General features: G+C 60.9%; 17 protein-coding genes. 7 read left to right on the top strand and 10 right to left on the bottom strand.

Going from position 1 to position 16,364, the window contains the following annotated elements; genetic code table 11:
• The first annotated feature begins 4 nt into the window (after window positions 1–4).
• Window positions 5–3,268 carry an efflux RND transporter permease subunit gene (locus tag MY494_RS05770; protein WP_247911765.1) on the top strand — a complete coding sequence of 1,088 codons (3,264 nt, stop codon included), beginning with the start codon at window positions 5–7 and terminating at the stop codon, window positions 3,266–3,268.
• Between the two features lie 6 nt (window positions 3,269–3,274).
• Here MY494_RS05770 and MY494_RS05765 read toward each other — a convergent pair whose 3' ends face one another.
• The 3 genes from MY494_RS05765 to MY494_RS13205 all read right to left on the bottom strand — a co-directional run bounded on the left by MY494_RS05765 (window position 3,275) and on the right by MY494_RS13205 (window position 5,589).
• Window positions 3,275–4,915 carry an alpha-D-glucose phosphate-specific phosphoglucomutase gene (locus MY494_RS05765; protein WP_247911764.1) on the bottom strand — a complete coding sequence of 547 codons (1,641 nt, stop codon included), beginning with the start codon at window positions 4,913–4,915 and terminating at the stop codon, window positions 3,275–3,277.
• A 65-nt stretch (window positions 4,916–4,980) separates the two neighbouring features.
• Complete coding sequence (locus MY494_RS05760; RefSeq protein WP_247911763.1) at window positions 4,981–5,409, bottom strand: hypothetical protein; 429 nt, start codon at window positions 5,407–5,409, stop codon at window positions 4,981–4,983.
• Between the two features lie 54 nt (window positions 5,410–5,463).
• On the bottom strand, window positions 5,464–5,589 hold the full coding sequence (locus tag MY494_RS13205; protein ID WP_256463431.1) for a hypothetical protein: 126 nt from the start codon (window positions 5,587–5,589) through the stop codon (window positions 5,464–5,466).
• Between the two features lie 396 nt (window positions 5,590–5,985).
• Between MY494_RS13205 and MY494_RS05755 the strand changes: the two genes are divergently transcribed.
• The 3 genes from MY494_RS05755 (at window position 5,986) to MY494_RS05745 (ending at window position 8,060) form a co-directional block, all read left to right on the top strand.
• Window positions 5,986–6,159, top strand: coding sequence for a hypothetical protein (locus MY494_RS05755; protein WP_247911762.1), 174 nt, complete (start codon window positions 5,986–5,988; stop codon window positions 6,157–6,159).
• A 145-nt stretch (window positions 6,160–6,304) separates the two neighbouring features.
• Entirely contained in the window at window positions 6,305–7,174 is an 870-nt protein-coding gene (locus MY494_RS05750; protein WP_247911761.1) for a hypothetical protein, read from the top strand.
• Entirely contained in the window at window positions 7,128–8,060 is a 933-nt protein-coding gene (locus MY494_RS05745; RefSeq protein WP_247911760.1) for a LysR substrate-binding domain-containing protein, read from the top strand. Before MY494_RS05750 ends, MY494_RS05745 begins: the two co-directional genes overlap by 47 nt.
• On the opposite strand, the gene MY494_RS05740 is transcribed toward MY494_RS05745, so the two are convergent.
• The 5 genes from MY494_RS05740 to MY494_RS05720 form a co-directional block, all read right to left on the bottom strand.
• The gene (locus tag MY494_RS05740; RefSeq protein ID WP_247911759.1) at window positions 8,057–9,466 is read right to left on the bottom strand and encodes a phosphatidylserine/phosphatidylglycerophosphate/cardiolipin synthase family protein; all 1,410 of its coding nucleotides are present in this window, start codon (window positions 9,464–9,466) and stop codon (window positions 8,057–8,059) included. The genes MY494_RS05745 and MY494_RS05740 overlap by 4 nt on opposite strands.
• Window positions 9,467–9,510: 44 nt before the next feature.
• Window positions 9,511–9,684, bottom strand: coding sequence for a hypothetical protein (locus tag MY494_RS05735; RefSeq protein ID WP_247911758.1), 174 nt, complete (start codon window positions 9,682–9,684; stop codon window positions 9,511–9,513).
• A 13-nt stretch (window positions 9,685–9,697) separates the two neighbouring features.
• On the bottom strand, window positions 9,698–10,762 hold the full coding sequence (locus tag MY494_RS05730; RefSeq protein WP_247911757.1) for a DUF4912 domain-containing protein: 1,065 nt from the start codon (window positions 10,760–10,762) through the stop codon (window positions 9,698–9,700).
• A gap of 153 nt (window positions 10,763–10,915) precedes the next feature.
• Entirely contained in the window at window positions 10,916–11,674 is a 759-nt protein-coding gene (locus MY494_RS05725) for a phycobilisome rod-core linker polypeptide (RefSeq protein WP_247911756.1), read from the bottom strand.
• 99 nt (window positions 11,675–11,773) lie between these two features.
• Entirely contained in the window at window positions 11,774–12,379 is a 606-nt protein-coding gene (locus tag MY494_RS05720; protein ID WP_247911755.1) for a phycobiliprotein lyase, read from the bottom strand.
• 53 nt (window positions 12,380–12,432) lie between these two features.
• Here MY494_RS05720 and MY494_RS05715 point away from each other — a divergent pair, with 53 nt between their 5' ends.
• The gene (locus MY494_RS05715; protein WP_247911754.1) at window positions 12,433–13,302 is read left to right on the top strand and encodes a DMT family transporter; all 870 of its coding nucleotides are present in this window, start codon (window positions 12,433–12,435) and stop codon (window positions 13,300–13,302) included.
• On the opposite strand, the gene MY494_RS05710 is transcribed toward MY494_RS05715, so the two are convergent.
• Both MY494_RS05710 and sufR read right to left on the bottom strand, forming a co-directional pair.
• A complete protein-coding gene (locus tag MY494_RS05710; RefSeq protein WP_247911753.1) occupies window positions 13,283–13,633 on the bottom strand; it encodes a hypothetical protein in 351 nt (116 codons plus the stop codon). The genes MY494_RS05715 and MY494_RS05710 overlap by 20 nt on opposite strands.
• 4 nt (window positions 13,634–13,637) lie before the next feature.
• Window positions 13,638–14,273, bottom strand: a complete 636-nt coding sequence (gene sufR, locus MY494_RS05705) for an iron-sulfur cluster biosynthesis transcriptional regulator SufR (protein WP_247911752.1) — start codon at window positions 14,271–14,273, stop codon at window positions 13,638–13,640.
• Window positions 14,274–14,518: 245 nt separating this feature from the next.
• On the opposite strand from sufR, the gene MY494_RS05700 reads away from it, so the two are divergent.
• Together MY494_RS05700 and sufB are read left to right on the top strand one after the other, a co-directional pair.
• Window positions 14,519–14,872 (top strand): ferredoxin-thioredoxin reductase catalytic domain-containing protein, encoded by a 354-nt coding sequence (locus MY494_RS05700; protein ID WP_247911751.1) that lies wholly within the window; start codon window positions 14,519–14,521, stop codon window positions 14,870–14,872.
• A gap of 9 nt (window positions 14,873–14,881) precedes the next feature.
• Window positions 14,882–16,324, top strand: coding sequence for a Fe-S cluster assembly protein SufB (gene sufB, locus MY494_RS05695; protein WP_247911750.1), 1,443 nt, complete (start codon window positions 14,882–14,884; stop codon window positions 16,322–16,324).
• Window positions 16,325–16,364 lie beyond the last annotated feature (40 nt).

Genomic DNA, 16,364 nt, shown 5'->3' with positions numbered 1-16,364 from the left:
CGCGATGTCGCTTTCGGATCGATTTATCAAGCGCCCGGTGCTCACCACGGTGTGCAGCATCTTGATCGTTCTGGTGGGAGTCATTGCGATCCCCACCCTGCCGATTGAAAACCTGCCCAACATTGCGCCACCTCAGATTCAGGTGAGTGCCAACTACGGGGGTGCGAACTCCCTGGTGACCGAACAGGCGGTGACCAACGTCTTGGAACAGCAGATCAACGGGGTGCCGGGGGCGGCCTACATCTCCTCGGTGACGACCAACACCGGCGCCAGCACGGTCAACGTCTTTTTTGACGAGGGAACTGACATCAACATTGACCAGGTCAATGTGCAAAACCGGGTGTCCTTGGCGATGCCCCAGCTCCCATCGCAGGTGAGCAGCACCGGGGTCTCGGTGATTCAAACCACCCCTTCGATTCTGCTGGCCTACCAGGTGTCGTCGGCTGAGGGGCAGTTCGATCGTGCCTACCTCAATGGGCTGATTTACGAGCAGCTCTACTACCAACTCGAGCGCATCCCTGGGGTTGCCCAAGCGACCCTCTTCGGTGGGAGTAATCCAGCCTTTTGGCTATTCGTCGATCCCAACAAGCTCACCGCCAATCAGTTGACTGCCGACCAAGTGGTCAGTGCCGTACGCAGTCAGAACGCGGTGGCGATTGGTGGCTTGGTGGGTGGCCCACCGGCCGGTGGCAACCAGCTCTTCACCTATCCGATCTTGGTGGAGGACAACGGCAACTTGGTCTCGGTTGACCAGCTCAACCAATTGATCGTCGGTCGCTCTCCCCAGGGCAATCTGCTGCGATTACAAGATGTCGGTGAAGCGACCTATGGCTTCAACACGTTTGCGACGCAGGGGAGTGATATCCATGGCTACCCCGCGATCACGGTTGGCGTCTATCAGACCCCGGATAGCAACGCCTTGCAGGTGAGCGAGGCGGTGGTGAACCTGATGGAGCAGTTCCGTGCTCAGGTTCCCCCGGGCGTGACGGTTCAGCAGATCTACAACGTCGGTCAGTTCATTGAGTCGGCGGTTGGTGGGGTGACCGACGCCTTGGGTCTGGCCATTGTGCTGGTGCTCGTGATCCTGTTTCTGTTCTTGCAGGACTGGCGCGCCACGGTGGTTCCGAGCCTGGCGATTCCCATCTCTTTGGTGGGGACCTTTGCCTTCATGAAGGCCTTTGGCTTCTCGATCAATCAGCTCACCTTGCTCGGCTTGGTCTTGGCCACCGGCTTGGTGGTGGATGACGCGATTGTCGTGATCGAAGCGGTGGCCAAAAACCTGGAACAGGGGATGAAGCCGCGGCAGGCCGCCCTGGAGTGTATGGGCGAGTTGATCGGAGCGATCATTGCGTCGTCGCTGGTGCTGATGGCGGTATTTGTGCCGGTGGCCTTCTACCCAGGCGGTATCGGCATCATCTACAAGCAGTTCGCCTTAACGATTGCGTTCTCGATTGCGATCTCGACGTTCAACGCCCTGACCTTCTCGCCGATGATGGCGGGCCTGATTTTGAAGACTGAGAAGCCTCCCCGTCCCGAAGGTTGGCGTTGGACCGTGGCGGGGCTGGTGATTGGCCTTGGCTTTGGCAAATTCAGTGCCGCCTCCTTTGGCCCCCTGGCCTATGTGGTGGGGATTGCAGGGTTTGGCTTTGCCGGCAGTCGACTGGCGTTGATTTTTGATCGCTTCAATGCTTTTTTTGCTCGCTTAGAGCAGGGCTATGGCCGTTTACTTCACTGGCTAATTGACCGCCGGCGTTGGATTTTGATGAGCTTGGGGGCTGGGATTGTCACCACAGCGATCGCCTTCAACGCGCTGCCAACGGCGTTCATCCCTGAGGAGGATCAGGGCTATGGCTTGGGGATTTTCCAGCTGCAGAACGGAGCCTCTCTCTCTCAAACCCAACAGGTGGGCATGCAGATCGCCGAGGTTCTCAAACAGGAGAAGAACATCACCGCCGCCAGTGTGATCAGCGGGGCTGGGTTCAACGGCAATAGCCCTGATCAAGGTTTGTTCTTTTTTGGTCTGAAGCCATTGGATGAGCGCTCTGGCTCCCAAAACAAAGCACCCGCGATCGTCGATCGGCTGAATGCCAAGTTGTCCCGTTTCAGCAGTGGCTTAGCTGCCGCCTCTCAGCCTCCAGCCATTCCAGGGTTCTCTGCTCAGGGGGGCTTCTATTTCCAGTTCAACGATCTCAGCAACGGTGCCTATACATTCACCCAGTTGGATCAACTGGCGGAACAGCTGGTGAGCCAGGGGCAGGCCAGTGGCGACTACGCCAACCTCTATACCCAGTTCGTTCCCAGCGCTCCAGCCTTTGGTCTGAAGATTGATCGTTCGATTCTGGGTGCGCTCAATGTCGATTTTCAGCAGGCGATGCAAACGATCGCCGTCTTGGCAGGGGGTAACTATTCAGGTCTGACCTACGAGAGCGGTCAGGTGCGCAACATCTACGTCCAGGCCGAGCCATCTGGCCGCCAAGGGCTGGAGAACATCCTGAGCTACTACGTCCGCAACCGCGACAACAAGTTGGTCCAGGTCTCAGAGTTCGCGTCCTCTGAACTCTCCAGTGCCCCGCCAGTCATCAGTCATTACAACCTGTACCGAACGGTCTTGATTCAGGGTGTTCAAGCCTTGGGCAAGAGTTCCGGTCAGGCCTTGACGGCTATTCAACAGCAATTCAAGGCCCTGGATTTCAACAACATCGGCTATGCCTTCACGGGGATTGCGGCGCTGCAGCTCTCGGCCGGCAGTGCCAGTGTGTTGGTCTTTGGCCTCGGGATTTTGTTTGTGTATCTCGTGCTGTCGGCGCAGTACGAGAGCTATGTCACCCCGGTGATCATCTTGATGACCGTGCCCCTGGCGATGTTGGGCGCCTTGGCCTTCCTCTCGCTGCGCTCGATTGATCTCAACATCTATGCCCAAGTGGGCTTGGTGACCTTGATTGGTTTGGCCGCGAAGAATGGCATCCTGATTGTCGAGGTGGCTGAGCAGCACCTCGAATCGGGGATGTCCTACGGCGAAGCGGCCATCGCTGCGGCTGAGTCCAGGATGCGGCCGATCTTGATGACCGCCATTGCTTCTTTGGCGGGGTTCTTCCCTTTGGTTGTGGCCACAACAGCCGGTGCCAACAGTCAACAATCGCTTGGCACCGTCATCTTCGGCGGTCTGTTGGTCGCCACGGTGCTCTCCCTTGGCGTCGTGCCGCCGTTCTATGTCGCGATCAAAAACCTGGAGGAGCGCTGGTTTGGCGTTCAGGCGGCTCGGGGCTAGAGCCGATCAGGTGATCACGGTGGGGCGATCCATGCCCGTGCGGCTCTTGATTTCCGCGAGGGCATCGGCAGCTGCGATCAAGTCCGCCAGCGCGGCCTGCGGGTCTTGGCCGAGATCGCCGCTGCTGGGTACATAGCTCTCGAGGTAGAGACGCAGGGTGGCTCCTTGGGTGCCGGTGCCGGAGAGGCGGAAGACGACGCGGCTGCCGTCATCGAGCAGGATCCGTAGGCCCTGGCCGGTGGTCAAGGAGCCATCCACGGGATCGCTGTAGCTGAAGTCATCGGCCGTGCTGATGCGGCGGCCGGCGAAGTCCTGGCCCACCAGTGAGGGAAGCATTCCCTTGAGGCGGTCGTAGAGGCCATGGGCCTTCTCGCTGGCGATCGCTTCATAGTCGTGGCGCGAGTAGTAGTGCCGTCCGAAGCGCTTCCAGTGGTCGTCCATGATCTCGGCCACCGAGCAGCGCTTGCGCGCCAGGATTTGCAGCCAGAACAGAACAGCCCAAAGCCCATCTTTTTCGCGGATGTGGTTGCTGCCGGTGCCGAAGCTCTCCTCGCCGCAGAGGGTGATGCGCCCTGCATCCAGCAGGTTGCCGAAGAACTTCCAGCCGGTTGGGGTCTCAAAGCACTCGATGCCGAGCTCTTTAGCGACCACGTCCACAGCAGCGCTGGTGGGCATCGACCGGGCCACGCCCGAGAGCCCCTGGGAATAGCCAGGAGCCAGGGTGGCGTTGGCCGTCAGCACCGCCAGGCTGTCACTGGGGTTCACGAAACAGCGGTTGCCCAGGATCATGTTCCGGTCCCCATCGCCATCGCAGGCGGCGCCGAAGCGAAAGGCGTCGCTGTCCATCAACAGCTCGGCGAGGTCGTGCGCATAGGTGAGGTTGGGGTCGGGGTGCCCACCACCGAAGTCCTCGAGGGGCTGGCCGTTGCGGACGGTTCCAGCCGGCGCACCCAGTAGACCTTCCAGCAGCCGGGTGGCATAGGGGCCCGTGACGGCGTGCATGGCGTCGAAGGCGATCGGGAGGTCGTCTTGGATCAGTGCCTTGATCTGATCGAAGTCGAACAACTTCTGCATCAGGGTGATGTAGTCATCGACCCCATCAATCACCTCCAGGCTGAGATCGCCCACGGTCTGCTGGCTGGCGGCATCGAGGTTGACCTCTGCTGACTCGAGGATCCTGTAGCCGTCGAGGGTTTGGGAGCAGGCATAGATCGCGTCGGTGAGCGATTCCGGGGCGGGGCCGCCGTTGGAGCCGTTGACCTTGACCCCAAAATCACCGTCGGGTCCGCCGGGGTTGTGGCTGGCCGAGAGGATGATCCCTGCGGTGGCCTGGTGCTGGCGGATCAGGTTGGAGGCGGCAGGGGTGGAGAGGATGCCGCCAGTGGTGGTGATGATCCGGCCCACCCCATGGGCAGCGGCCATGCGGGTGATCACGCCGATGGCCTCACGGTTGCCGAAGCGGCCGTCACCGCCCACCACCAGAGTGCTGCCTTTGACCCCAGGGACGGTGCGCAGAATCGCCTCGATGAAGCTCTCGAGGTAGTGGGGAGTGGCGAATTGACGGCTGCTCTTGCGCAGACCTGAGGTGCCCGGTTTTTGATCGGAGAAGGGGGTCTCGAGAGCGATCTGCCGCACGCCGCTGGTCATCGGTGAGAGCCGAGGGGGCACCAAGTTAGACCGATGTTCCTGATTCCAGAGGTGTTGCTCAGTAACTAGCTGCCGCCAAAGCCAAACCCACTCTTTTTCTTGTTGTCAGGGGCTTGGGGCTGTTGGGCGTCGGGCTTGGCCAGTTCCATGCTTCGGCAGACCAAAAGCAACCGTTGCGCGGGATCGCTTAAGGCTTCCCTTCGCTCGTAACTGTTCGTGGTGGCGGGCTGGGCATCTTGGAGGATGGTCCAGAGCAGGTCCTTGCAGCTGGCGGGAAGACGGGGATGATCCATCAGCGGATCGGCCAGATCTCGTGACTTCGAGCAGCTTGCGGCGGTGTTGTCTCGGGCGCAGGCGATGGTGATCAGCTGCAGCTCCCTCAGGCTGTCTTCGCTGGGAAAGGGGACGTAAGGATCAGCCGTCAGCCCTGGGCCAGCGTTGAGCACTGCAGCAGCGGCGACGGGGACGAACAGCAGCTGACGCAGGGACACCATGGAGTGGAGCTCTCTGGCATCCATCTTGGATCGAAACGCGCGCTTGGAGCTCGCTTATCCCAGAAGCAGTTTTTTGCTGCGCAGGGGATGCAACAGATCAATCATCAGGGTGTTGATCCATCCGTCCTGCTTGCTCTGCCAGCACAGCAGCACATAGTGCCCTTTGCGTTGGATCCGCATTCCCTCAGCAGCGGGGTCACCCTCAAATAACGCGGTGCCGTTGGTTGGGGCTCAAAAGCTCTGGTTTGGTTTCAACAGTTGGAAGAAACTCTTCTTCCAGTGAATTGAATACCGGTGTTTATACCGATAGCGCGGCTCAGATCGCCTCCGTAACTTGTGCCTATCTCCGATGGGGATGGGGGGATGAAGGCGCTGGGGGACCAGCGTCTTTTTTATTGCTCAGGGCTTGGAAAATCCGGTTGTTTTACTTATGGCGGCCTGACCTGACCGCCCTTAGAACAGCAACAGACACCAATAGGACGCCCTTGTTCGGGCGCTCGGGTGCCAAGGGCGGCCAACAGGCCGCCCTTCCTCATGCCTGCTGGCTAGAAGGGAGGCTCCTTTGCTGTGGGAGCAATGCCTCTTCTGCCGCGCTGGCGCTTCATGACCGATGAGGCCAAGGCCTTGACCAAGCGTGTTGCCTTCTCAGCGCTTGCCTTGGCGCTGGCGGCGCTGATGCTGCGGGCCCTGCTGCCGTGGATGGTCTTGGTGTTGGCCCTTTGGGGCCTTTGGCGCTGGACGCGCCGGTAACGGGCGTCTGTCTCCAAAAAGCGGGATCCATACCTTTGTTGCAGGTGCCCCCGAGTTGGTCTGGGGCGATCTCTGGGCGGGAGATGATCTACATGCATCTACATGCTGTCGCTAGCGGCATTGATGAGTTCGAGCGCGACAAGTCATGTTTGACCCGTTCCGTCTGTCCTGTCTCGATTATTTGATCTGGTTGCGATCGGGTCAGGAAGCGACGAATCGCTTGGCCTGTAATCAAGCCACCATTTCTCGCAACGCCAGATCTGTTGCTGACTTCCTGAAGCTGGATGCACGCAAGCTCGAAGGGGAGTGGACTCTGGCCGGTGATGCCTCGCTGTTGGATGCCGAGCGTGAAGTGCATCAGCTTTATCGCTGGGAACGGGGCCAGGGGTTGCGGATTGACGGCATCTATGGGGCTGGCTCTCCCTATTTCGATGGGTTGTCTGGACCTTGGGTCTGCGGCCGCTCTGACTTCATGGGCATCACCTATCCCATGGCTCTGCTTCGAGAGTCCATCTTGGATGTGTGGATTGGTTGCTACCCCGATCTCCCAGGGGATGACGATGACTTCGCTGTCGTTCACCTCAGCCGTTATCCGGCCTACTTCTTGGTGGATCGCTGTCACCCTCTTCTTGAGCATCAGGGTGATCTGGCGGTCGAGGACTTGCAGGAATTTCCTGTTCTTTCGCTCCCTGATGGAGCGTTCCCCAAGATGCAGCAGCATCTGAAGGGCTTGGGGCTGGAGCGCAGGCCTGTAGGCGCGACGCGGCATGAGCCCCGCCATTGGGAGGGTCGTACCGAGGATCAGCTCACCATCAGCTACGGGTCACCCCATACCGTTGCCTGTTTTGCCGGGGCCAAGGTTCCGTTGCCGCTTTCGACGGGGCTGATCTTGGGGGATTCTCTGGTGCTCAAACGCCGTTTTGCTGACAGCGAGGTCTTTCAGCAGCTCGTGGTTCAGCTGCGTGAGCGTGCTCAGCTCCTGTCCACATCACGGCCGGCTTTGGAGTCCTGCTGAGACGCCAATGATTGGTCTCGATGAGTTGGATTGCCTCGACTACTTGATCTGGTTGCGCACCGGCGATCGGGTGGCCAAGCGGCTCAACTTGGATCAAGCTTCGGTGTCTCGGAAAGCCCGTCGTGCTGTTGCTGCATTCGGCTTGGATGTCAACAAATCAGCTGGAGAATGGGATGTCGTTGGCGATCCCACCCTGCTGAACTTGGAGCGGCAGGTGCATCAAGACTGCCGCTGGAAACGGGACCTTCCCCTGCGCATTGATGCCCAATATTATTCCGGTCCGTTATTGCTCGATCAGCCACCGCAGGGATGGTTATGTGGTGCCTTTGATTTCCTTGATGTTGCTGTTCCCTTGAATTTATTGAGGCATGGTGTTATCGATGTTTGGATCGGCGGGTTTCCAGATGTTCCAGATGACGATGACGTCGACTTCGCCGTTGTGCACCTGGATCGATTGCCCACTCACTTGGTGGTGTCTCCAGGTCACCCTTTAACGCGCTTGGGTGAAGCGGTCACTCTGGAAGATGTTCGCCAATTCCCGTGCCTGGCTTTGCCTGATGGAGCCCTCCCTCAATGCCAGGCTGCGCTCGAGGGATTGGGTTTATGGAATTCCCCCACAGCGGTGCGCCGTTACTCCTACGAGGCTTGGGAAGGACGAACCGCTGATGAGGTCACGGTCGGTTATGCCTCAGCATTTTCGATCAAGCTCTTTCCGGTGCAGCAGGTGATTTTGCCGATTGAGATCCCCCTCACCGTGGGTGACAGCGTGGTCGTACCGCGTCGGTTTGCCGATCACCCGCGCTTCCTGGCCCTCGTGGCTCACCTGCGTCAGCGGTTGGTGGAGATGGCCCCTGCCTATCCCGAGCTCGAGATCCTGCCGGCTTAATTCCGCTCGATCCCACTGCCGCAGCGCTGGCGGTTGCGTTCGAGCTTGCGCCGCAATCGTTCGGTGATGCCCAGATCGGCACTGCGCCAGAGACGATCCATCTCTTGGGTGAAGTGGGCAGCGACCTGCGGTGAGCGGATCACCAGCAGCACCTCATCGTTTTGATGGGCAGCACTCGGGCTCCAGTTGAAGCTGCCGGTGATGACGGTCTTGCGATCGATCACGGCGAACTTGTGATGCAGCTTGTCGCCGCGGGCTAGCTGCGGCGTTCCAACCCCTTCGGCTCCCCGTTGGAGCGGTTGGTTGCCCCGCTCGATCCTGCAGTCGCGGTCGGCCATCGCCACCCCCAGCAGATCCAGGACTTCAGAAAAAGGCCGGCTGGCAAAGCCCGGATCCGCCACCAGCCGCAGACGCACTTGTTTCTGCAGCTGAGAGGCCAGTTGGTTGGTGAGTGACTGGGCGGAGAAAACAAACAGGGCGAGATCGATTTGTTCCTTTGCCTCCGCCAGCTCGGCCGCAATCAGGGCTAGGCCGTTGCGTGGGTCATGGCGGCGATGGGGAGCAAAAAGAATCGCGATTTCGGTGTCGCCAACCCGGACAAGCTGAGCAGCTCTCTGCCCTTTGCCTAGACCAAAGCGACTGTCATTTCTTCCCCCAGGGCCGTCCCCCCACATCCGCTCAAAGTCCTGGCGGAAGAGTGCGGCCAGCGCTGGGCTCTCGATCTGCAGCAGATGGTTGGTGTTGCCTCGGGTTTGCGGTGCGCCCGGATCCCCATGGATCCCCGAGGCCGTGAAGTTGGCGGATCCCGTGATCACGATCTGACCATCGACCACCAGGTATTTGCTGTGCATCAGCCCGCTGCCTTTGCTGCCATCGGCTGTGTCATCGATCAGCGGTACCCCCGCGCGCAGAAGGATGCCGACGGCATCCCCTTGCTGCCGTTCGCCTTCCGAGAGGTGCCCGTCTGCGTTCCGGTCGGCTAAAGCGCTGAGCTGTCTTTTTCGCTGCCGCTGATGGGGCGTGAGTCCCGCGTCATGCTCCTCACTCCAGGGTTGGCTGTAGAGGTGCTCGAGCACCACCTTCACTTGGATCCCTCGATGGTGCTGTTGGGCTAGGGCCTTGGCGATGGCCGGTAAGGAGAGTTCCTGGACCGCGACGAGGACTTCGGAGCGGGCTGAGTGGATCGCCTCCAGGATCAGCGCTTCGAGGTTGTCCCCCGGTCGCCACTGGCCGCTGATCGGGCTGATGTATCCGCGGTCCTCCCGTTGGTTGAAGGCGGCCCTGATTTGCGGGTGCTGCGGAAGTACAGGGGCGCGCTCTGCTCCGATCAGCTGACCGGCGCTGCTGCAGCTCTGCAGGAGAAAGGTCAGAGCCAGCAACCCTCTCAGACTGGGCCTGTGCGTCATCGGGGCAGGCAAGACGGATCTTGCGCCAGTGTTCCCCTCTGGACTCAGCCGTGTTCGGGCATTTCCGAGGTCAGCAGCATCGATCCGAACCAGAGGCTGCTGAGGACCACCGATGCCAAGACCCCTGCGCCAAGGCTCACCTTGACCATCAGCAGAGGAACGGCGATGGGCAGGAGAACGGCTCCAGCCAGAGGGGTGAAGGCGACAACGGCTTTCATCTCAGATCTGTGATCAGAACCACTCGGCCACAGCTTGATCGCTGGGGTTGCTGTTGTCTTCAGGTGTGCTGCGATCGAAATTCAAGGTGATATTCCGCTTTTGTTCGCCGTCTGCAGCGATCGCCTCGATCGCATAAACCTGCTCACCATCACGGAAGGGCACCTGGACGCGGAAGGTTCCGTCACTGGAGAGGGGAACCTCCTCCCCACCGATGCTCAGACGTGCGGAGGGATCGGTAGCTCCGTAGACGATCAACTCGGCATCAGCGACGAGCCAGAAGGCGCGCTTGCGTTGACCAACGATGCCGCTGCCAGATTCATTGCGGCCGCTGGCCCAGAGGCCGGCACCCGAAGCATTGAGACCAGCGCTGCTGTCGCCGCCGAGCTCGTGGAAGGCTTCTGACCCGCGTCCCATCGAGCGCCCGAAGCTGGTCGCGGTTTGGTAGAGCCGCTCGTGCAGCCCACTGTCGGGACTCATCGCCGGTTGGGTGCTGATCCCAGCGGCGTCGGCCGAGCCCACGGGGGCGTCGAGGGAGAACGGAACGAACTGATCGAGGATTTGCTCGCTGGGATGGAGCGCAGGGACCCGCGCAACCGATGAATAGGCCAGGGAAATCCAGCCGCCAGCGGTCAGCCGATAGCCCAGTTCGACGCGGTAGTCGCGATCACTGAGGGGGACTGGGAGATACCACTCGGTCGCATGGCTATCGACCGGAACTTCCTGCAGGGTGTGTGGGTGCACGCCACCACCGCTCACACCGGTGACATCGGCGACCCGCAAGCACAGTTGGCTGGCTCCGTCCTTAAACGCCTGCTTGCGATCCCCCTCAGAGATTTCCCAGAAGACGTAGGCCCACTGGGGATCGCGAGGCAGGAACACCACGCGCGTGACATCGATGGTTTTGGGCGGGGGGCTGTGCTCTTCCTCGACGCTGCTGATGTCGGCCTGGCGTTCGCCGATGGCATCGACCAATTGAGCTTTGGTTTTACGGCTGTAGAGCGTCACACCCAGTTCGCTTGCCACCTGCCGCAGTTGGCGCAGGGTCATGCGTGCCAGTGAAGACAGGGCTTGCGTCACAGCAGTTCGGAATCCTTTCGGGATCAGTGACTTCACTCTCCCTGATCCCAAAGGGAATCGGCAGTCGGGGTCAGGATCCCGTGACTGGCTTCGGTGTTGAAACACAAAAAAAGCGGCGGATGGACCGCCGCTTTTGAAGTCTGGGACCGCGAATCAGCGGCCAACGCTGCGATAGGGGACCTTGGAGAGGTAGTCGATGTCGGTGCCGCCACGGGGGCTCGCACCACGCGCTGCCGGCATCGAACGCACCCAATCGGTGTAGTCCTGGATGTACCCACCACGACGTTGCTTGGCGCGTGCAGGAACGCTCTTTGCCGTGCCGGTGTAGACGATCTGCGGGAAGCCCAGGATTCCCCTGTAGTACTCGTCGTAGCGAGGGCTGGTGATGTTGAACGGGGTTTCGCCGAGCTCGCGGCCGGGCAGAACCCGGGCGCGCTGGTGGGGAACACAGTGGTAGCCGAAATTGTCGAGGTACTCCTCGCTGTCGAGGATCGTGTCGACCAGGCCTTCGACGCCGCGGGTGGCGATCACGATGGACCAGGCGATTTCCTCAGATTTTCCGTGGGTTTTGCGGCCCAGCAATTTCTCTACAAGGTGCTGAACCACCTTGTAGTTGCTGTTCATCCCATAGAAGCTGCGCTTGAAGGTGTCAGAGAGACACAGGCCGCGGACGAAGTCGCGAACCGTGATCTGCCCGTTCTTGAGCTGGGATTCCAGGTATGGATTGCGGTCTGACTTGAAGGCGTGGAAGAAAACCTGGCGGTAGGCGCTATCGATAACGGTTTTGCAGTTCTCGCTATCGGTGGCGAATTCCATTGAATTCGCGCGCACCGTCTCGTCGGAGTTCACTCGGATGGGAGCGACCCTGTTGTTTTGAGTAGTGGGGGCGTACTCCAGAAGAGGGATGGCCACTCGAGCTTCGCAATCCAACCCAGTGACCCTAAGCGTGGTGTCGTTTCAGACACTGCCCGCGGGAGGCGAGGGATCACAGTCCGTAACGTTCCTGAGGACTCACCAACCCAGGGGAGAGATCGCTCCCAAAGGCTCCTGCTTGACATGGCTCGACCCTTGTTTGGGGGCCGCCTCAACGTCGCATCGAATTTCCACGCAGAACGAAGCGTTGTTTGAGAGTCCCTCAACGGTGCTGCTGCGGACGCGCACATTGGGGCCCGCAAACGAGAAGCGCTCCCAGACGTTCATCGTTTCGTACCCGGTGCTCAGAAGTAGGCCGTTGTGCTCGTCCATCGAAAAATCAGAGCTGGCAGGGGCCTTCTCCGCATACCCCTGATCGCGCAGCAAGATTCCCGACCGGCCGCGTTCATCCGTGGGGATGAGGCCAAACAGGCTTTCGCCGGTGTGGTCCTCACCGGCTTTGTCCCAGGCCATCGATGCGCTCCAGCGCACCCAGCAGCCCCCCACAAGGCCGGCGGGATCCTGGCCGTGGAGTGCCGCGATCTCGGCGAGTCGCTTGTCGCTGCGCTCCAGCTCTTCCACCACGATGAGCGATCCACCGGCCTCGGCGCGTCGGTGCAACAGGTGATGGACGCTCCGTTGGGAGCGCCAGCGGCCGCAGCTCAGCTGGAAAAAGCTGAGGGCATCCTCGATTGCAAGGGTCACGGCGCCGGAACAGTTGTAGCGATGATCGCAAGCCGTAGTCGTCCATTGCAGCAGTGCTCAGCGGAGTCCTGGCGGCCCTGGCTGGTGCCCTCTGCTGGACCCTCGCCAGCAGCGTCTGGAGGCGGCTGCCCACGGCCTTGAGCGCCAGTCAGCTCAATCTGCTGAAAAATGGCCTTGCGCTCCTGTTGTTGCTCCCTCTGCTGGGCGCATCCGGTGCTGCTGCTCTTTGGCATGAGCCCCAGGCTTTGCTGCTGCTGGCTGCCAGTGGCGTTTTGGGGATCGCCATCGGCGACAGCCTGTTCTTTGCGGCCCTGCGCCGGATTGGCACCCGCCGCACCTTGACCCTCGATGCCGGAGGCCCTGCGGTGACGGCGCTCTTGGGGATGGCGGCCCTGGCGGAGCGCCCTAACCCGCTGCAATGGCTCGGGATTGCCCTGATCACCGCCGCCCTCTGGCTGGTGGCAGGACACGACTCCGCGTCTCCTCGCTCAGGGGACTGGGGGTTGGGCGTCGCCCTGGCCCTTGGGGCCTTGGCCTGCGGCAGTGGTGGGGCCGTGCTGGCCCGGGCGGCGTTGCGTTCTGGCGCGATTGATCCCCTGCATGCAGCGGCCCTACGACTCTTGGCGGCGGCGCTGGTGCTGCTGCCGCTCCTGCCATCCCTGCTGCGTCGCCCCCAGGGTCCAAGGCCACTGCGGCGGCGCTGGCCGCTCGGGGTGCTCGCCACCTTGCTAGGGACCACCGCCGGGATTTCTCTGCAACAAACCGCCCTGCTGCATCTACCGGGGGCGTTGGCGGTGGCTCTGCTGGCGACGGCCCCGGTGATGGCCCTTCCGCTTGCTTCCCTCGAGGGCGACCATCCCGGATGGCGCGGCGTCTTTGCGGCCCTGCTGGGCCTGGCTGGTGTCAGTTGTGTGGTGGCTTAATCCGGTCATCCGCTTTCTGTTGTCCCCAGCGCACCAGATCGGCGATCTCGAGCTGCAGCGGCGGTTTGCCGAGGTCGTTGCCAATGCTCGCGAGTTGGACTGAGGCCTTGCCCAACTGCTCCACCAGCACAGGAATAAAGGTGGGATCCACCGCAAGGTTGGGCTGACGTTCAGCCCAGGCGCTAAGCCTGATTCCTTCCGGTAGGTCTTCCCCCTGGGCGGCAGCCTGTTGCAAGCAGCGCAGGCTATGGGCCAGCAGGCGTAGGTGATGACGCTCGAGGGCGGGGAGCAGGGTGCTCTCCAGTTCGCTTAGGTCCTGTTCGCTCAGCACGACATCAGCATGGGGTAAGCCGGAAGCCGCAGGCCTGATTGCCCTCCAGCAGCCAGTGGACTCGATCAACTTGGCAGTCGGGAAAGGTGCGGCGAATGAGCTCCAGTTCCTGCTCGCAGACACAGGGGAATTGCTGAGCAATGGACTGGACCGAGCAGTGGAACTCGCTGAGCACCCAGCTGCTCTGGTCTGGCTCCGCGTGGAACTCGGCGACGTAACCCTCCCTTCGACGCAGTTCCACCAGGCGCTCCAGCCTCTCGAGCACGGTGCCTGCCCCAATTTCCTTTCGGTAGTTTTCCGACTTGTCGCTGGCCTGCCGCTCGAGCAGTTCCTCGACCATCCCGCTGGGCAGGTTGGCGGTCATTGAGTTCAGGAGTCCCAGGGCGAAGTGCTCGCTGCCGTTGGGGAAGCGCCCCCGACCGTTGTTGGTCAGCCGCCAGCGGTTGCTGGGCCGGCCCTGGCCCTCGCTGGAGGGGCTGGCTTCGACTAATCCCTCTTCTTCTAAAGAGCGCAGATGGCGCCGCATCACCTGCACTGATACCTGCAGTGCCTCAGCAAGCTGGGCGGCGGTGCGTTCCCCTTGCCGCAACATCAGGCTCAGAGCGGCTTCGCGGGTAGGTGCCTGGGCGGAGACGCTCATGGTTTGAGGCGGTCAACCACACCATGCCACGGCTAAACGGGCACTGGCGAGTGCGGGCTCAAGCTTCCCGCCCCCGAATGGCGCCGGCAACGCGCAACAATGGCTACTCACTGCTGACGGCCTTCGGCCTCTATCGTCGACTTACGAAACCACCACGTTTCGTAAGTTGTTGATGGACGGGCCGCCAGCCTTCGCTGAGCGTCATCCGCGCCCAGCACGCACGTCCCAGCTTTGTCCCTGCGCTCATGTCTGCAGCTCCCTCCACGTCAGCCAGCGACAGCCTCGAGGTGATCCGCAAGTTTGCGGAGACCTACGCGCAGCGCACGGGAACCTATTTCTGCAGCGACCCCAGTGTCACTGCTGTTGTGCTGGAGGGTCTGGCCCGCCATAAGGATGAACTGGGTGGTGCCCTCTGCCCTTGCCGCCACTACGAAGACAAGGAAGCGGAAGTCGCTCAGGCCTTCTGGAACTGCCCGTGTGTGCCGATGCGTGAGCGCAAGGAGTGCCATTGCATGCTGTTCCTGACGGAGGACAACCCCTTCCGCGGTGAGAACCAGACCATCTCCATGGAAGACGTCAAAGCCCATACGGGCGGTTGAGGCTCGCCAATGAGTAACGCTCAGGCTGTTGGTGATTTAGTGAGTCAGCCGTACAAGTACGGCTTCGTCACTGATATTGAAACGGAGAAGATCGCCAAGGGCCTCAGCGAGGACGTTGTGCGTCTGATTTCCAGCAAGAAAGACGAGCCATCCTTCTTGCTGGACTTCCGACTGCGGGCTTATCGCCAGTGGCTCCAAATGGAGGAGCCTGACTGGGCTGCGCTGGGCTACCCGTCCATCGATTATCAGGACATCGTCTATTACGCAGCTCCGAAACAGCAAGACAAGAAGGCCAGCCTCGACGAGGTTGATCCGAAGCTGCTGGAAACCTTTGACAAGCTCGGGATCCCCCTGAGCGAGCAAAAGCGTCTGTCCAATGTCGCTGTTGATGCCGTCTTTGACAGCGTCTCGATCGCCACGACCTACAAGGAAAAGCTCGCTGAGCACGGGGTGGTCTTCTGCTCGATCAGTGAGGCCGTCAAGGAATACCCCGCATTAATCGAGCGCTACCTGGGGACCGTTGTCCCGAGTAATGACAATTACTTCGCGGCTCTCAATTCAGCGGTCTTCAGCGACGGCTCCTTTGTCTTCATTCCCAAAGGCGTGGAGTGTCCGATGGAGCTCTCCACCTACTTCCGGATCAACTCCGGGGACACCGGTCAGTTCGAGCGCACGCTGATCGTCGCTGAAGAGGGGGCTTCCGTCAGCTATCTCGAGGGCTGCACGGCACCCATGTTCGACACCAACCAATTGCATGCGGCAGTTGTTGAGCTCGTGGTGCTCGACGACGCTTCGATCAAATACTCAACCGTTCAGAACTGGTATGCCGGTGATGAGAACGGAGTGGGCGGCATCTACAACTTCGTGACCAAGCGCGGTCAGTGCCGCGGCGAGCGCAGCAAGATCAGTTGGACTCAAGTCGAAACCGGTTCGGCGATCACCTGGAAGTACCCCAGTTGCGTGCTGCAGGGCGCCGATTCGGTTGGCGAGTTCTACTCGGTGGCTCTGACCAACAACATGCAGCAGGCCGACACCGGCACCAAGATGATCCACGTGGGGCCCCGCACCCGCTCGACGATCGTCAGCAAAGGCATCAGCGCCGGGCACTCCTCCAACAGCTATCGCGGCCTGGTCCAGATCGGGCCCAAGGCCACTGGTGCCAAGAACTACAGCCAATGCGACTCGATGTTGATTGGCGATCAGGCCGCAGCCAATACCTATCCCTATATCCGTTCGCAGCAGCCCCAGGCCGCTGTCGAGCACGAGGCCAGCACCTGTCGGATCTCCGAGGATCAGCTGTTTTATCTCCAAAGCCGCGGCATCGGTTTTGAAGAGGCCGTCTCGATGATGGTCAGCGGCTTCTGCCGCGATGTCTTCAACCAGCTGCCGATGGAGTTCGCCGCTGAGGCCGACAAGTTGCTGGCCCTCAAGCTCGAGGGTTCGGTTGGTTAACGCCCACCTCTGACTGCGGCCCTGATGTGGTCGGTCGCCG

This window comes from Synechococcus sp. A10-1-5-1 (assembly GCF_023115425.1).
In the GTDB taxonomy this organism is placed as follows: Bacteria; Cyanobacteriota; Cyanobacteriia; order PCC-6307; family Cyanobiaceae; genus Vulcanococcus.
This window is presented reverse-complemented; position numbering and strand designations above follow the sequence as displayed.